Origin of the sequence: Nocardia aurea, from assembly GCF_003123685.1 — a bacterium.
Taxonomy (GTDB): domain Bacteria; phylum Actinomycetota; class Actinomycetes; order Mycobacteriales; family Mycobacteriaceae; genus Nocardia; species Nocardia aurea.
Genome location: NZ_QCYJ01000102.1, coordinates 38,133 through 52,318, shown reverse-complemented (window position 1 = coordinate 52,318; position 14,186 = coordinate 38,133). Strand labels below are relative to the sequence as shown.

Here is a 14,186-nt window from a genome sequence, read left to right as displayed (position 1 = left end):
GCCTCTGATGATTCGGAGTGTTTCCGGTTCGGGCCTCGGCATCGATTGCGTGACAAGGGTGTCCGTAGTCAGGGTGGTTCAGGACATAGACGGCGCGAATCGCGATTTCCGCATACCGGTCGCATAGGGGCGAGCATGCCCAGAAGTAGGCTCGATTGTCGGTGTTTGGTAGCAGACAGTTCACAGATGTTCCGGCTGCGCCGGCCGATCGCGGGCGGCGACGTAAACCGTTGGGGGTGCGTGCCCGGCTGCTGATCATCGTTCTCATCCCCAGTATCGCGCTCATGGGGGTGGGCGTCGGCGCGGCGGTGTATCTGATCAAGGATGGGCGCAAGTCCAAGGATTGGGCGGAATTCGCGGGGCAGACGACAGGGCCCGCCATCGCCATGATCGAGGCTTTCCAGTCCGAGCGCGCCGCGTCGATGTTGGTGTTGGCCGGTGACGAATCGTCCACCGGCACATTGGTCACCGCGAGGAAGAATTCCGACAGCGCCTTGGCGTATATCCAGACCTACAGCCAGACGTCGGTCGATGTGCAGCCCGGCCTGGAAAAGGATCTGTCCGGCTTCGATCAGTTGTACGCCTCGATGCCGTTGCTGCGCAGCGGGATCGACGCGCACGCGATCCCGCCCGAGCAGGTGTTCGCGGCGTTCGGCGCCATCATCGACACCATCGTCTCCGGAAACCTGCTCGCGGCGACGGTCGCGCCGGATGCCGCGATCGCGGTGGACATGGTGCGGGCAGTGCCGATGCTGCGTGCAGGCGAAGCGGTCTCGAAGGCGCTCAGTATCGGGTCGACGGCGTTGATCACGAACCAGATCTCCCCGGCCCAGTTCGCCGATTTCGCGCGCAATGTCGGTGATGCTCGTGGCGAAGTACTCTTCGCCGACGCAATTCTGGTGGGGCAGCGCCGAGCCGACCTCAGAGCGATCACCGACAGTCCCGCATGGCAGCAGATCATCGCGATGGAGGACGCGTTCATCCGTCGTGGCGTCGTCGCGGGGGATAACGCCGCATCGTCAGCGGAGGATTCCGCGGGAAGTCGCTCCTCGACCCAGACCTCTGCCCGTCGCAACGCCCAGGCCGGTTCGTCCGGTCTGCCGTTGAGCGTCGCGGAATGGACCAACGCCGTCGCCGAGGTCCGTTCGGGATTCTTGAAGTTGTGGCACGACCAGAGCGCTGATTCCCACGTCCGCGCCATCGCCGCCGGAGACGAGCGCGAGCGAAATTCTCTGTACGGCGCCATCGCGATCACTGTTCTGACGCTGCTGGCGTTCCTCGCGGCATTATGGCTGACCAACCGCCTGATCACCCGGATGCGCCGACTGCGTGAGCAGACCCTCGAACTCGCCGACGAGCATCTGCCGAACACCATTCGCGCCCTCAGCGAGAGCGGCCAGTCCAACCGCGACATCGAGATAGCGCCGTTGGACTTCGGTGGTGACGAGATCGGTCAGATCGCCGACGCGTTCAATCGCGCCAACACCTCCGCCGTCGCGGCCGCGGTCGCCGAATCCCAGACCCGCTCCGGTGTCAACGCCGTATTCCTCAATATCGCGCATCGCAGCCAGGTCATCGTGCATCGCCAACTCGCCCTGTTGGACCTCGCCGAACGCGAAGAGACGGATCCGGACAAGCTCGATGTCCTGTTCCAACTGGATCATCTGGCTACCCGCTCGCGCCGCAATGCCGAGAACCTGATCATCCTGGGGGGCGACAAACCCGGCAGACGCTGGCGTAATCCGGTGCCGTTGATCGACGTGGTCCGCGGCGCGGTGGCCGAGAGTCTGGACTACGCCCGGATCCAGACGGGCCAGCTGCCGGATCTGCGGATCACCGGCGCCGCGGTGGCCGATGTCATCCACCTGCTCGCCGAGCTGACCGACAACGCCACCGCGTTCTCCCCACCGCAGTCCAAGGTCGGGATCTCGGGTAACCAGGTCGGCAAGGGTATCGCCGTGGTGATCGCCGATCAAGGTCTCGGCATGTCGGCGGCCGAACTCGCCGAACGCAACGCCTTGCTGGCCGAACCGCCGGACTTCAGCGTCGCCGCGCTGTCCACCGATGCTCGCCTGGGACTATTCGTGGTCGCGAAACTATCACAGCGCCACGGGATCTCGGTGCGCCTGGCCGAATCCGACTACGGAGGGGTGAAAGCCATCGTGTTGATCCCGACCACACTCGTCGCCACCGGTGAGGACTCCCGGCCCGACGAACGCCGAGAGGTGGCTCAGGATCGTCGGCCACAACCCGCTCTCGCGTCCGGATCGCCCTCTCCGGGCTCCTCGGCCGCCGATTGGGCCGTGGACACCTCGCAGCCCGTCCAGGAGGACAAACCGGCACTTCCTCGGCGTCGACGCACAGCCGAGGATTCCGCGGCCGAGAAGTCCAGGTCCGCGCGGGCGCCGCGGCAACGTTCCGCCGATGAAGCCCGCAACCTGATGTCGGCGATCGAGAGCGGAACGCGCCAGGGCAGAACCAATCGCGCAGACCTCGAGCTCCCCACCCAGCAGTCCGATCGACAAGAAGGTGCCGGTGACGATCCCCACGCCCCGTAATCTCGACTGGTTGCTCGACGATCTCGTCGCGCGAATGCCCGATGTCCGTTTCGCCATCGTCCTGTCCACCGACGGAATGCTATTGGGGCGTTGCACCTCGATGGAGCAAGCCGACGCGGAGCGTTTCGGGGCGATGGCCTCGACCCTGCACGGTGTGGCGCGGAGTGCGGGCGCGCATTTCGACGTCGGTGGTGTGTGCCAGACGGTGGTCGAACTCGACGAGGCGGTGCTGTTCATCACCGCGGCGGGTGAGAACGCCTGCCTGGCGTTGTTGACCGTGGAGACGGCCAATATGGGGATGGTGGCCTACGAGATGAACCAGACCGTGCAACGCGTCGGCGCCCACCTCTCGGCCGATCCGCGTCCGACCCTGGACGAGGCCGGCTCGAGACAACCATGAACGAGGACGAGCACGAGTCCTGGTACGACGAGGACGCCGGTCCCGTCGTCCGCCTGTACGCGATCACACACGGGCGATCCGCGAGCGCACGGCCCGAGTTGGACATGCTCACCCTGGTGGTGAACGTGAGTGCCGGTGTGCGACCGCGGCGTTCCGAGCCGGAATACGCCGAAATCCTGCGGCTGAGCCGTACCGCGCTGTCCGTCGCCGAGATCGCCGCACACCTACGATTACCGCTGACCGCGACCAAGATCCTGGTCGGCGACCTCATCGATGACGGACACCTCGAATATCGTTCTCCCGATCCCGCGCCGACGACCGGGAGGCGGAATCAGGAATTGCTCCGCGCGGTATTCAACGCGATTCAGGCGATCTGAATCCGGTGCTGATGCTGTCACCGTCGCGGCCGGAATCTCACCGCCTCGCACGTGCGGGGCTATCGCGCTTTCGCGTCGCACGCCCTCTCGACGCAGAGTCATCCGGCCGGCGCCGGTAGCGCGAGTCTGCACGTGCGCCACGCCCCGACCCGAGTTGGATTGGCCCAGCCGTTATCGTCGGAAACCTCGCGACGGGTCGTCGGCTTCGATATTCCTGAGTTGTTCCGCGATTGCCTTCTGTTCGTCCGTGGCCGTCTCACCCGGTTGGTGAATCCACCACCCGGGCCCCCAGCGCAACACCTTGCCGTACAGGGTGAGTATGAGACCGTCCTCGAAACCGGCTGCGGGAGTGCGAATATCACGGACCAGAGGGTCGGCGTCGGACTCCGCGTCCATGCGCCCCGCGCCGGGAACGTAGCGGTGCGTCACCTCTTGCAGACAGTCGAAGAAGACCCACGGGCCACCGTCGGACGGCGCGTAACACAGCACTCGGGGCTGACCGTCCTCGACGGCGGTGGCACACACTCAGCGAATGCGGCGATGCGTCCTGGTTCCCGTCATGTGGCAGGGGAGACCAGCGGGAACAAAAATCCTCACAAAATATTGGTTGGCCGTGATTCGGTTTGGGTATCCATCCAGCAAGTCGGGGAACAGAACAACAAATCCCTCTCGAAGGAGATGAGAACCATGGGTTCCTTCGGACTCGACTTCGGAACCGGCCTCAATGTCGTCACCCGCTGGTTGCAGGTGATGTTCGGCATCAACCTCGGTGTCGGCTGACAACCTCGCCCGCCGGGACACATCTGCCCGCACCGTCACGGGGTGATCCCATCCATCACCGGACCCGGGCCGGTCGTCATGATCGGAGCTCGCCGGACAATCATCGGCGGTCGCCCGACTGTCCGGAAGCCATCGGGTATCAGCGATGACCGCGGTCCCGACTGTCGTCTCCGGTGATGGGTGTCCTCGTTTCTTGCGCGCCGCGTTGGCCGCCGGCTGCGATGACCTGCTCGAATGCAGCGAACACCCCTGCTGCCCTGTCCCTTTCGACATCGACCGCGTTCCGGTCACCGACGGCGGCATCGAAGGAGGCTGTGGTGGCTGCTGAACCGGCCGAGACCTCACGCCGCTGCTGGGCCCCGATCGGACTCGGCGCGGCGTTGTGTGGGGTCTGCTGCCTGGCCCCGCCGTTCGTCGCCGCCGGAATCCTGGGCAGCGGAACACTGTTGGTGAAACTGTCGTGGCTCGAGCCCCTCGGTTTCGTGCTGCTCGCCCTCGGTGTGGCCGGTCTGATCCGGTCCCGCACCCACACCGGCGCACACCACCTGCGCAGCCGAGAACATCGGCGTAGGTGGTTGCGCCAGCACTGGATGCGGATGCACCAGTCCTGCCGGTGCGACGCGGTGATCCCTTCCCCGTCATGACCGTCCGGCGTTCGAGTCTCGGCCGCGGTCGGCGAGATCGGCGGGGGTGTCCTTCCTCGGCGCCGCGCTGTCAGTATCTCCAGTTCCGGATGAATTCATAGAGCGTGGAACCGATCGCACGTATCGAGTGCACACCGTGGGTGTGGTAAGCGTCGATCACCGCCGACACCTGGGGGTCGTCATCGGTGGCTCGGGCGTATTCCTCGAGCGAGTGAGCCGATTCCAACGCTGGCACCGGACAGAAGCCCCACTCCGCCGGTACCGATTCGCTCGCCGCGCTCAGCACCTCCGCGATGGAGAAGAGCCACGAGTAGGCCCAGCCGCCCAGGTCGCCGTAGTCGCGGTCACCGCCGATCGGCAACAGGTCGCTGTCGGGAATCACGGCGTTCATCACAACTACCAGCAGTCCCGGCGTCGGCCTGCGTGCCGAGTCCGGAGCAGGTGTGCGGCGATCCGGCGGTAGTCGACCATCGGTCTCCACCCCTTTGTGGTTGGTGAGTGGTCTGGTAATTCGCGTGGACCCGCGTTGCGGATCGGACGTCGCGCAAAGCAGCGATGAGCGACGTTCGGAGGTGATCGGTAACCGGGACGGCACGGTGACGGTGGGCGCTGTCGACGGTCGCTCGGCCTGGGGTTCGTCGCGCGGCGGAGGTATCCGCGACGGTGGGGTGGTCGTGTCGGTAGCGTTTCGCCGCAGTGGGTATCCCATCCGGGGTGCGGGTGGTCGTTGCATGCACCCGCAGGAGAGAGGTGAGGCACGTCATGACGGTGGTTCCGGGGCGGCGGAGGGGGAGTGCGGGCCGGGTCGCCGTCGACCACACGGCCGAACAGGATCTGCGGGCCTTGTTCGGGCAGTCGGTCGCTGTTTTCGCGTCCTTCGCGGGGCCCGCGCACGTGGTCGAGGCGGCCAACCCGGCGTTCTTCGCCGCGATCGGCGAAGAACACGCTCGCACCGGGCTCGCGCTCGCCGAACTCGTGCCCGGCCGCGCCGGTCAGAGCATCGTCGCCGTACTGGATGAGGTCTACCGCACCGGTGAGCCCTACACCGGCCGTGATGTCGCGGTGGTGGTGGGTGCCGGGACAGACGCGCGGGAGGCGGTCTTCGACTTCACCTGCGAGCCTCTCGGCGACGGTGACGCCGAGGTGACGGGCATCCGGCTGACCGGAGTGGAGACCACCCAGGTCACCCAGGCCCAGCGGCTGGTAGCCGAACAGCGCGGCCTGTTGGAGCAGATCGCGCGTCAGGCACCGCTGGTCGACGTCTTGGACGGGATGGCGCGTTGTCTCGAAAACCTCGCACCCGATCAGGTACTCGTGTCGGTGCTGCTCGCCGATCCCGACGGCCTCCACTTGCGTCACGGCGCCGCGCCCAGCCTGCCGGGCTTCTACAACGACGCTATCGACGGGATCGCCACCGGTGAAGGTGTCGGTTCGTGTGGCACCGCCGCCCACCGTCGCGAACCGGTGATCGTCACCGATATCGCCGCCGACCCGTTCTGGGCGGATTTCCGGGAACTGGCTGTGCGTGCGGGGCTGGCGGCGTGCTGGTCGACGCCCATCCTGGCCCGTGACGGCGGCCTGCTCGGCACTTTCGCCATGTACCACCGCAGCCCGCGTTTCCCGTCCGACAGCGACCTCGCGCTGGCCCGGGTCTTCGCCGATACCGCGTCGCTGGCCATCGAACGCCACCACATCGAAGTGGCGAAGGCCGAGGCCGAGGCACGTGCCGAAGCCGTTCGCGACGAGCTGGCCGAAGCGCTACGCGCCGAGCACGAACTTCGTGCCGAGGCCGAACAGCGTGCCGAGGCCGCTGCGGAACTCACGGCCAGGATGCGCGCCGCAGCGGCAGCTCAGGCCACGGCGCCGCACCCCGAGCGCTGTCAGCTCGGCGGCCCGACCGGATGCGCCGCACCGGCCGAGATCAAGATCGCCGATTCGTGGGGTGACGCGGCGTGGGGGTGCCCGGACCACGCCGAGGAAGCCATCCTCAACGTGGGATCGGTGTTCATCGCCAGCGAAGAACTCGGTGGTCTGGCCGCCTACCTCAACCGCTGACCTCATACCCACAGGTGCTGGGCACTCGCCTCGCATGGTCGTCACCCACGCGCGACGAGGGGCACCGTAATCGGTGCCCCTCGTCCTCGGTCGCACTACTTGTCAGGCCATCGACCGGTCAGTTGCTGATAGCCCTCGGCTCCGGCTCGGTCGACCGCGGCTTTCACCAGTCCGAAGATCGCCCCTTGCAGGGCGGCGGCGACCAGTACTTCGCGCCAGCTGTAGTCGCGCGCGGTTGCGTGCGGAGCCCGGTCCTCTCCGCTGACCGCGCGCCAGAGGCGGGTGAACACCGTGTTGGCCGCGATCCCGCCGGCCACACCGGCGACCATGGCCAACGGTTTGTACAGCGTGGTGGTCATGATCAGCGCCGTCGCGCGACGACCCAGGCCAGGACCGCCGCCGAGGCCGCAGCGACCGCGATCACCGGAGTGCGGTTGCGTCGGGTCCATTCGGCGAGTTGCTTGCCCGCATCCTCGACCGGTTCGGAGAACGAAGGCACCGCCGCGGTCCCGCGTGGCTCGGTGCTCGTCGCGGGTGTGACTTCGCGGTCGGCGTGCAGTTCCGCGACGTCATCGGTCAGACCGGGGGTCATCTTCGGGTTGGTGGCCGCGACCAGATCCGGTGGCCCCGGAATCTCGGATTGTGGGCGGTCACCGTGCGCGCTGGGTTCGGTGTGCACGCTGTCGAGGTCCTCGTGCAGGCCCGGGGTCAGCTCGGGGTTGGTGGCGGCGACCAGTTCCGGTGCCTCGAGAGGGTCGGATTGTGTTGTGTTGTTGTGCTTGTCGGGGGTCATGGATACCTCGCTTCCTGTTCGCGACGTACCCGCGGAATCCGCAGGTAAACGAGCGCTACCGCGCATCCGCCGCGCTGAGGCCTCGCCGCGGACGACCTCGGAGTTGGCACAGGTACGACGAAAGGCCGGCACATGCCGGTCCGGCCGCGGAACAGGGTGCTGATCTATTTCTTGCCATCGATGAGACGTGTGCCGATGCGGCCGAGCGGCCACCGCGGCGGCTCACCTCGACGTCCGATTCGGCTCTCCGACAATCGAATTAGTGAACGCGACTGCGGAAGTGGCGACCCCACGAGGGATATTCGGTGCACGAGACAACGCCAGCCAGTTCTCGGTGCGTATCGACCGGTCGGTCGGGTGAAACGGTCTTGTCCGCAACATGTTCGGCGCGTCATGGGCAATATCGGGAGAGAGTGTCGGGCGGTGCGTGTGAGTCCGCGGCGGCGGGGTAGCCAGGGAACACCGTCTCATCGTGGAGGTGTCCATGGATCAGCAGCGTGCCAGTTTCGGCAACCCGCCGACCGACCAGCAACGCGAACCCGGTTTGCTCGCCGATGCCCGGATCGATTCGGGCATCGACGCCGCTACGAGCACGATCGCGTGGTCGGGTCCGGACGGGGCAGGCGTCTACGACCCGCACGCACCCGTGGCTTCGGCGGCCCGTGTGCTGGTGGAGCAGGTCGATCGGCGTCGGCGGTCAGCGATATGTACCGCCCCGGTACTCGACGCCGCCACCGAGCTACTGGCCACCTGGTGTGGCACCGTCGCCGGACTCGACCCCGGCGCCCCCGATGACGACCTGTGCGGTGAGTGGGCTCAGCGGCTCGCCCTCATCGCCCTGGAAATCGTCGGAACACGACAGGCTCGCCTGCGTCCGCGTACGCCGGAGAAAGCTGCCGCGTTGCTGGGACGAGTCGTCGAGTGCTTGGCCGTGCGTGGTGTCGTCACGACCACCGGTGGGCAGTGCGTGGTGGTGCCGCGCGCCGATTCCGCTCCGCGGTGGGGTGCTGACGCCCCGCCATGCCTGGCGATCACCATCGATATCGAACGCGGGTGGGGGCTGATCATCGACCAGCCGAGTCTCTCGCCGGTCATCGATCTGGTCGGACGCTGCGATGACACGGGAATCGAGGCGATGCTCGATCTCGTGCTGGCGATCGACACCGGCGCGTACGGCAACATTTTCGGCCTCCGCTGACGGCTGCGGATGTCGGCGGTCAGCGCTCAGCGGTGGTGGACGACGTTGCTGGTGGGAAGGGAAGGCAGGGCCACCATCATGGCCAGGCAGATGGCGGCGCCCGCGCCCAATCCGGCCATCAGCGATCCTGCCAGCAGTGCGACTCCGAAACCGAACACGAGGGTGATGATCGCGCACAGCAGCGCGGTTCCAGACTCGACGCGACCGCCCCTGCCGGGTCGGATATTCATCGCAGTCATATCACCGGGCTACCCATGCTGATCGTGACCCAAACGTGTCCCGGCTTTGCGGGCGTACCGTCAGCAACCCTCATCGCCCACCTTCGCGGGGTGCCTGTTGTGTCGTAAGGCGTTGGTACCCAGTGGTTCCGACGGGGTCGTGTTCGTGGCCGGAGGGGTGACGATTCGGGTCGAATCCGCACCGGTCCCGGCTCGTCGCTACAGAATTCGCCTGCGATTTCCGGCGCCTGTGACGACACGATGTCGCCGAAGGAATCACCGCAGACGCGGTGTGGACCACACAAGACCGGTAGATCATAGGCCTGACGCGACGACGACGGACGGGTATGAAGGTCCGTCATACGTGTTCGTGTGAGAGGTATGTAGGCGGTCGGTCCGCGACCGGTTCGATGAGCTAGCGCTTGTCCTTCTTGGCTTGGCGTCGTGCCCCGGCGGCGATGCTGGATGCCTCGTACTTCTTTCGGCCGGGGGATTCGCGGGTGGCATCGACGCGTGTCTTTCCCGGAGAGTCGACCTTTCCGGAGCCGGTGTCGATGTCGCTGAAGGATGGCGCGTCCTTGCGGGCGAGTGCGAGCCTCTCGTCTTTCAACTTGCGAGCATTTCGCTTCGAGGCCGTGGCCAACTGGCGGCTGACCCTGCTGAGCGCGCCTTCGAAGATTTCCGCCTTGGCCGCGTTGCGGACATTCGCCGATTTTCCGGTGGCGCGTGCGCCCTTTGCTTCGACCTTCTCCGCACCGGCTCGACGGTACAACTTGACGAATTTGTTGCGAGCCCGCCGCACGCGGGTATGCAGCCGGATCAGCGCTTCTTCGTCGAGATCGACGATCTGCGCTTTCTTGGTGCTGCGGACCAGGACATATTCCTCTTCGGACAGCGAGTTCAGCGTCTTCGTCACATCGACTCCGATCTACCCGGGGTTCACCATCAGTACGGAGTGTAGTGACGGGAGGAAACGTTTCCGCAGCGTAGCGGCAGTGTGAATCCATACCGAGATGGGCAACGGGGCAAAACGGACGCGCAGTCGGTGACGCCGGTTTCTCGGCGACCGACGAAACCGGCGGAGTCACCTCCGCCGGTTCCTCCCGGGCGCGCGAAAACCTCGCGGGACCTCCGGGCCGACCGATCAGTGGCCGATGTAGACCGACTTGGTGTTGAAGTAGGCCTCGAGGCCCTTCTTACCGCGCTCACCGCCCCAGCCCGACTGCTTGTGGCCGCAGATCGGCATCGAGGGATCGGCCGCCAGGGCGGAATTCACCCAGACCTGGCCCGCGCGCAGCTCGTTCACGACACGGTGGGCGCGACCGAGGTTCTCGGTCCAGATGGAGCCCGCGAGACCGTATTCGGTGTCGTTGGCGGCGGCGATGACCTCGTCCTCGTCGTCGAAGGGGATCACCGAGCCGACCGGGCCGAAGATCTCTTCCCGGATCAGACGCATATCGGGCGTGGTGCCGGTGACGATCGTCGCCTCGTAGAAGTAGCCACGGCGGTCCATCGCCTTGCCGCCGGTGATCACCTGCGCTCCGGAGGCGACGCCCTCGTTGACGATGCCTTCGACGCGTTTGCGCTGTTTCTCGCTGATCAGCGGTCCGAGAACGGAATTGGGGTCGTCGCTGCCGCCCATCGGCAGCATCTTCGCGAAGGCGGCGAGACCGTCGACGACCTGTTCGTAGATGCCGCGCTGGACATAGATGCGCGAGGTGCACGAGCAGTTCTGTCCCGATCCGGCGAGCAGGCCCATGCCCGCGCCCATTATCGCCTTGTCCAGATTCGCGTCGTCGAACATGATCAGCGGTGATTTGCCGCCGAGTTCGAGCGTCAGACGCTTGAGGTTGCCCGCGGCCGCCTTGACGATCAGCCGTCCGACCTCGGTCGATCCGGTGAACGCGATCTTGTCCACGTCCGGATGCGCGGCCAGCGCCGCGCCGGTGGTCTCGCCGTAGCCGGTGACGACGTTCAGGACGCCGTCGGGTAGACCTGCCTCGCGGAAGATCTCCTCCAGTTTCAGTGCGGTGAGCGGTGTTTCCTCGGCGGGCTTGAGTACGGCGCTGCACCCAGCCGCGAGCGCGGGCGCGACTTTGAGCATCGCGATGAAGAACGGTCCGTTCCACGGGATGATGAGTCCGACCACGCCGACCGGCTCGAGCTGGGTGAAGGTGTGGTAGTTCTCGAATTCGCCGAGTAGGCCGTCGGATACGAGATTGCTGGACTCGCCGTGGATCTTGCCGACCCAGCCCGCGTAGTACACCAGCATCTCGAGGGAGACCTTGATGATGTGCCGCGCGGCCACCGGGTTCATACCGTTGTCGCGGGCCTCGATCGCCGCGAGTTCGTCGGTGCGGTCCCTGATGATGTTCGCGGCGCGGAAGAGCACGTCCGCGCGGTGCGCGGCGGGCAGTTTGCGCCAGACACCCGACTCGAACGTCGCCCGTGCCCGGGCCACTGCCGCGTCGACGGCCTTCCGGTCGGAATCGACGACTTCGGCGATCTGCTCCTCGGTGGACGGATCGTAGACCGGGATGATTCCCGAGCTTTCGACCACGGGCTCGGCGTCGACGGTGGTAGTCACTGCTGCTCCTTTCATCGCGTTGCTCCGACACGGAGCAGCGCGATGCCTTGTGTTATCGAGAAACTTTGCCGTGGACGTTCGCGCGCACTCGTCCGGTGTCGGCCGCACCGCCATGAGCATCACCCCTCGCACGTCCACCACTGCTCGATCGAAGAGACCGATGCTCCCGACCCGGTGCTGATGCGCGTAAGTTCGACCGCCTCGCGCCTTTTCGGGCATTCGAGGGTGTCGACATCACCGCATCGGCGGATGTCGGGAACATGTTCGTCCGCAGCTACGGAGAACTTTGCGAGAATATCACTCTCTTGAGATGAAAATGAGAATTTCTTCTGATGAGAGGTTCAGATCCATAGGGTGACCTGGATGAACGTGGCCCGCGCAGTGCGTCACGGACGACCGATCGCTATGCCGCCGTACCGTTCGTCGCGGCGAACACCAGAAACCACACGAACAGCGCGACAGTCCCGAGCGTGCCTCCGACGACCGCGTCGCGGGGGTTGCTGGCCTGACCTCTGTCCCACCGCGCGAACCCGACCCATCCACACACGACCGCGATCACCGCGGCGGGCACCGCGACCAGGTCGCCCACGGCCGGAACGAACGCGAAGACGAGCGCTACGATCCCGGCCACCAACGCGATGACGCCGACGCCGTTGCGCGGCTCGGGCCGAGATGGTCGGTCCGGCAATGTGGCTCCTCCGTGCTGTCGAACCGATGGTTCCGCCGCCGTCGGCCGACACGTCGACCGGTGACCGAACCCCGTGGCCCGAACCGGAACCGCAACCTCATGGTGCCCTGCCGATCGCGAGGACGCAGCACCAACACGGGTCCGGGAGGTCGGCTAGGATTTCTGCGCCTCTCGGTCGGTTCCGAGCGGGTGTTGAGGTTCACGGCGCCCGGCTGGACGCTGTGTCCGGGTAGGAGGTACCGATGTCCGAGACCGGTTCCACGGTCAGAACCGTGCCGAGCGGAGCACGAGGCAGCGGACGTTTCACCGTGCAGACGTGGTTTCAGCTGGTCCTGGCCGTGATGGCGATCGTCGTCCTCATCGGTGCCGCCGCGGGCGCGCAGGTGATCGCCGCCACCAACAACGCCACCGATCGGCTGATCGAGCACACCCAGCCCGCCTCCCGCGAGGCCGCCCAGTTGCAGAACGCGTTGATCAATCAGGAAACCGGTGTCCGGGGTTATGCCCTCACCGGCGAGCGCAAGTTCCTCGAACCCGATACCCTCGGCCGCGAACAGCAGGCCCGCGCGGCCGAGCGGATCGCCGCGTTGATCGCCGACGATCCCGATCTGCTGACCGATCTGGACTCCGTGCAACGCGCCGCGGCCAAGTGGCGAGCCGACTACGCGCGTACCGAGACCGCGTCCCCCGCGGCGCTGGCGGCCGGTTCGATTCAGGGTAAAGCGCTGTTCGATGAAATCCGCAAGGCTTTCGACGACCAGAGCGCGGGTTTCGCGGCGGCCATCGCCGACGATCGCCGCACCCTCGATCAGGCCAGAGTCGTGCGCAACACCGTGCTCACACTCATGGTGGCGGTGTTCCTGCTGACCGGTCTCGTCCTGACGCTGTTGGTGCGTCGTTTCGTCGCACGCCCGCTCTCGGCGTTGACGACAGCGTCGTTGCGGGTCGCCGACGGCGATTTCGACCATCGCATCGATGTCACCGGCCCCGCCGATATCACTACCGTCGCCGCCGCCACCGAAAGCATGCGGCGCCGGGTGGTGTCGGAGTTGGAGATCTCCCGCGCCCAGGAAGCGGTTCTCGCCGGTCAGAAAGCCGAACTCGACATCCAGACCGAGGATTTGCGCCGCTCCAATACCGAACTCGAACAGTTCGCCTACGTCGCCTCCCACGACCTCCAGGAACCGTTGCGCAAGGTCGCCTCGTTCTGTCAGCTGTTGGAGAAACGCTACGGCGACCAACTCGACGCGCGCGGCAAGCAGTACATCGACTACGCCGTCGACGGTGCCAAACGCATGCAGATCCTGATCAACGACCTGCTCACCTTCTCTCGCGTCGGCCGATTGACCGACAGCGCCGCCCGTATCGGTCTCGGAGCCACCCTCGACGCCGCTTTGTCCAATATCTCCCCGGGCATCGAGGACACCGGCGCCCGCCTCGAGTTGCCCGCGCGGCTGCCCGAGGTGGTCGGCGATCCGACGCTGTTGACGATGCTGTGGCAGAACCTGATCGCCAACGCCGTCAAATTCCGTGCCCCGGATCGCGCACCTCTGATCAGGATCGACGCCGAACTGGAGGCCGACACGGGGATGTGGGGATTCGCGGTGGCCGACAACGGGATCGGGATCGAGCCGGAGTTCGCCGAGAAGGTGTTCGTCATCTTCCAGCGTCTGCACAATCGGGAGGAATACAGCGGCACCGGAATCGGTCTGGCGGTGTGCAGGAAGATCGTGGAGTATCACGGCGGCAAGATCTGGGTCGACACCGACTACACCGACGGTGGAACACGCTTCCGGTTCACCCTGCCCGCCCCCGCGCCTGTCATCGAGGGTGGCACGGTTCCCACGGCCGATGCCGACGTTCGAGATGTTTCGGTCTGACCGTCCTC

Annotated in this window: 15 protein-coding genes; 7 read left to right on the top strand and 8 right to left on the bottom strand. The window is 66.1% G+C overall.

Translation table 11 applies throughout. The annotated features are described in order from the left end of the window. The first annotated feature begins 236 nt into the window (after window positions 1-236). The 3 genes from DAT37_RS20845 to DAT37_RS20835 are packed head-to-tail and all read left to right on the top strand — an operon-like array spanning window position 237 to window position 3,335. The gene (locus DAT37_RS20845; protein ID WP_232839897.1) at window positions 237-2,558 is read left to right on the top strand and encodes a sensor histidine kinase; all 2,322 of its coding nucleotides are present in this window, start codon (window positions 237-239) and stop codon (window positions 2,556-2,558) included. After that, window positions 2,536-2,958, top strand: a complete 423-nt coding sequence (locus DAT37_RS20840; protein ID WP_269814794.1) for a roadblock/LC7 domain-containing protein — start codon at window positions 2,536-2,538, stop codon at window positions 2,956-2,958. The genes DAT37_RS20845 and DAT37_RS20840 overlap by 23 nt, the downstream gene beginning before the upstream one ends. After that, entirely contained in the window at window positions 2,955-3,335 is a 381-nt protein-coding gene (locus DAT37_RS20835) for a DUF742 domain-containing protein (RefSeq protein ID WP_109526493.1), read from the top strand. The genes DAT37_RS20840 and DAT37_RS20835 overlap by 4 nt, the downstream gene beginning before the upstream one ends. A gap of 171 nt (window positions 3,336-3,506) precedes the next feature. On the opposite strand, the gene DAT37_RS20830 is transcribed toward DAT37_RS20835, so the two are convergent. Beyond that, window positions 3,507-3,860: a hypothetical protein gene (locus DAT37_RS20830; protein WP_157978586.1), complete on the bottom strand. Its 354-nt coding sequence runs from the start codon at window positions 3,858-3,860 to the stop codon at window positions 3,507-3,509. Window positions 3,861-4,432: 572 nt separating this feature from the next. Here DAT37_RS20830 and DAT37_RS20820 point away from each other — a divergent pair. Then, entirely contained in the window at window positions 4,433-4,759 is a 327-nt protein-coding gene (locus DAT37_RS20820; RefSeq protein WP_109526490.1) for a hypothetical protein, read from the top strand. A 70-nt stretch (window positions 4,760-4,829) separates the two neighbouring features. Here the strand turns inward: DAT37_RS20820 and DAT37_RS20815 are convergent, their stop codons facing one another. Continuing rightward, window positions 4,830-5,150 (bottom strand): hypothetical protein, encoded by a 321-nt coding sequence (locus tag DAT37_RS20815; RefSeq protein WP_109526489.1) that lies wholly within the window; start codon window positions 5,148-5,150, stop codon window positions 4,830-4,832. A 371-nt stretch (window positions 5,151-5,521) separates the two neighbouring features. Here DAT37_RS20815 and DAT37_RS20810 point away from each other — a divergent pair, with 371 nt between their 5' ends. After that, the gene (locus tag DAT37_RS20810; protein ID WP_109526488.1) at window positions 5,522-6,814 is read left to right on the top strand and encodes a GAF domain-containing protein; all 1,293 of its coding nucleotides are present in this window, start codon (window positions 5,522-5,524) and stop codon (window positions 6,812-6,814) included. 95 nt (window positions 6,815-6,909) lie between these two features. Here DAT37_RS20810 and DAT37_RS20805 read toward each other — a convergent pair whose 3' ends face one another. Beyond that, on the bottom strand, window positions 6,910-7,173 hold the full coding sequence (locus DAT37_RS20805) for a DUF4235 domain-containing protein (protein ID WP_109526487.1): 264 nt from the start codon (window positions 7,171-7,173) through the stop codon (window positions 6,910-6,912). Window positions 7,174-7,175: 2 nt separating this feature from the next. Then, window positions 7,176-7,607, bottom strand: coding sequence for a hypothetical protein (locus tag DAT37_RS20800; RefSeq protein ID WP_109526486.1), 432 nt, complete (start codon window positions 7,605-7,607; stop codon window positions 7,176-7,178). A 484-nt stretch (window positions 7,608-8,091) separates the two neighbouring features. Here DAT37_RS20800 and DAT37_RS20795 point away from each other — a divergent pair, with 484 nt between their 5' ends. Next, window positions 8,092-8,805, top strand: a complete 714-nt coding sequence (locus tag DAT37_RS20795; RefSeq protein WP_109526485.1) for a hypothetical protein — start codon at window positions 8,092-8,094, stop codon at window positions 8,803-8,805. Window positions 8,806-8,831: 26 nt separating this feature from the next. Here DAT37_RS20795 and DAT37_RS20790 read toward each other — a convergent pair whose 3' ends face one another. The 4 genes from DAT37_RS20790 to DAT37_RS20775 all read right to left on the bottom strand — a co-directional run bounded on the left by DAT37_RS20790 (window position 8,832) and on the right by DAT37_RS20775 (window position 12,298). Next, complete coding sequence (locus DAT37_RS20790; protein WP_157978585.1) at window positions 8,832-9,044, bottom strand: hypothetical protein; 213 nt, start codon at window positions 9,042-9,044, stop codon at window positions 8,832-8,834. Between the two features lie 394 nt (window positions 9,045-9,438). After that, complete coding sequence (locus tag DAT37_RS20785) at window positions 9,439-9,939, bottom strand: hypothetical protein (protein WP_109526483.1); 501 nt, start codon at window positions 9,937-9,939, stop codon at window positions 9,439-9,441. A 228-nt stretch (window positions 9,940-10,167) separates the two neighbouring features. Further along, window positions 10,168-11,625 carry an aldehyde dehydrogenase family protein gene (locus DAT37_RS20780; protein WP_232839896.1) on the bottom strand — a complete coding sequence of 486 codons (1,458 nt, stop codon included), beginning with the start codon at window positions 11,623-11,625 and terminating at the stop codon, window positions 10,168-10,170. Between the two features lie 388 nt (window positions 11,626-12,013). Next, window positions 12,014-12,298 (bottom strand): hypothetical protein, encoded by a 285-nt coding sequence (locus tag DAT37_RS20775; protein WP_109526481.1) that lies wholly within the window; start codon window positions 12,296-12,298, stop codon window positions 12,014-12,016. Between the two features lie 242 nt (window positions 12,299-12,540). On the opposite strand from DAT37_RS20775, the gene DAT37_RS20770 reads away from it, so the two are divergent. After that, window positions 12,541-14,178: a sensor histidine kinase gene (locus DAT37_RS20770; protein WP_109526480.1), complete on the top strand. Its 1,638-nt coding sequence runs from the start codon at window positions 12,541-12,543 to the stop codon at window positions 14,176-14,178. The last annotated feature ends 8 nt before the right edge of the window (window positions 14,179-14,186 follow it).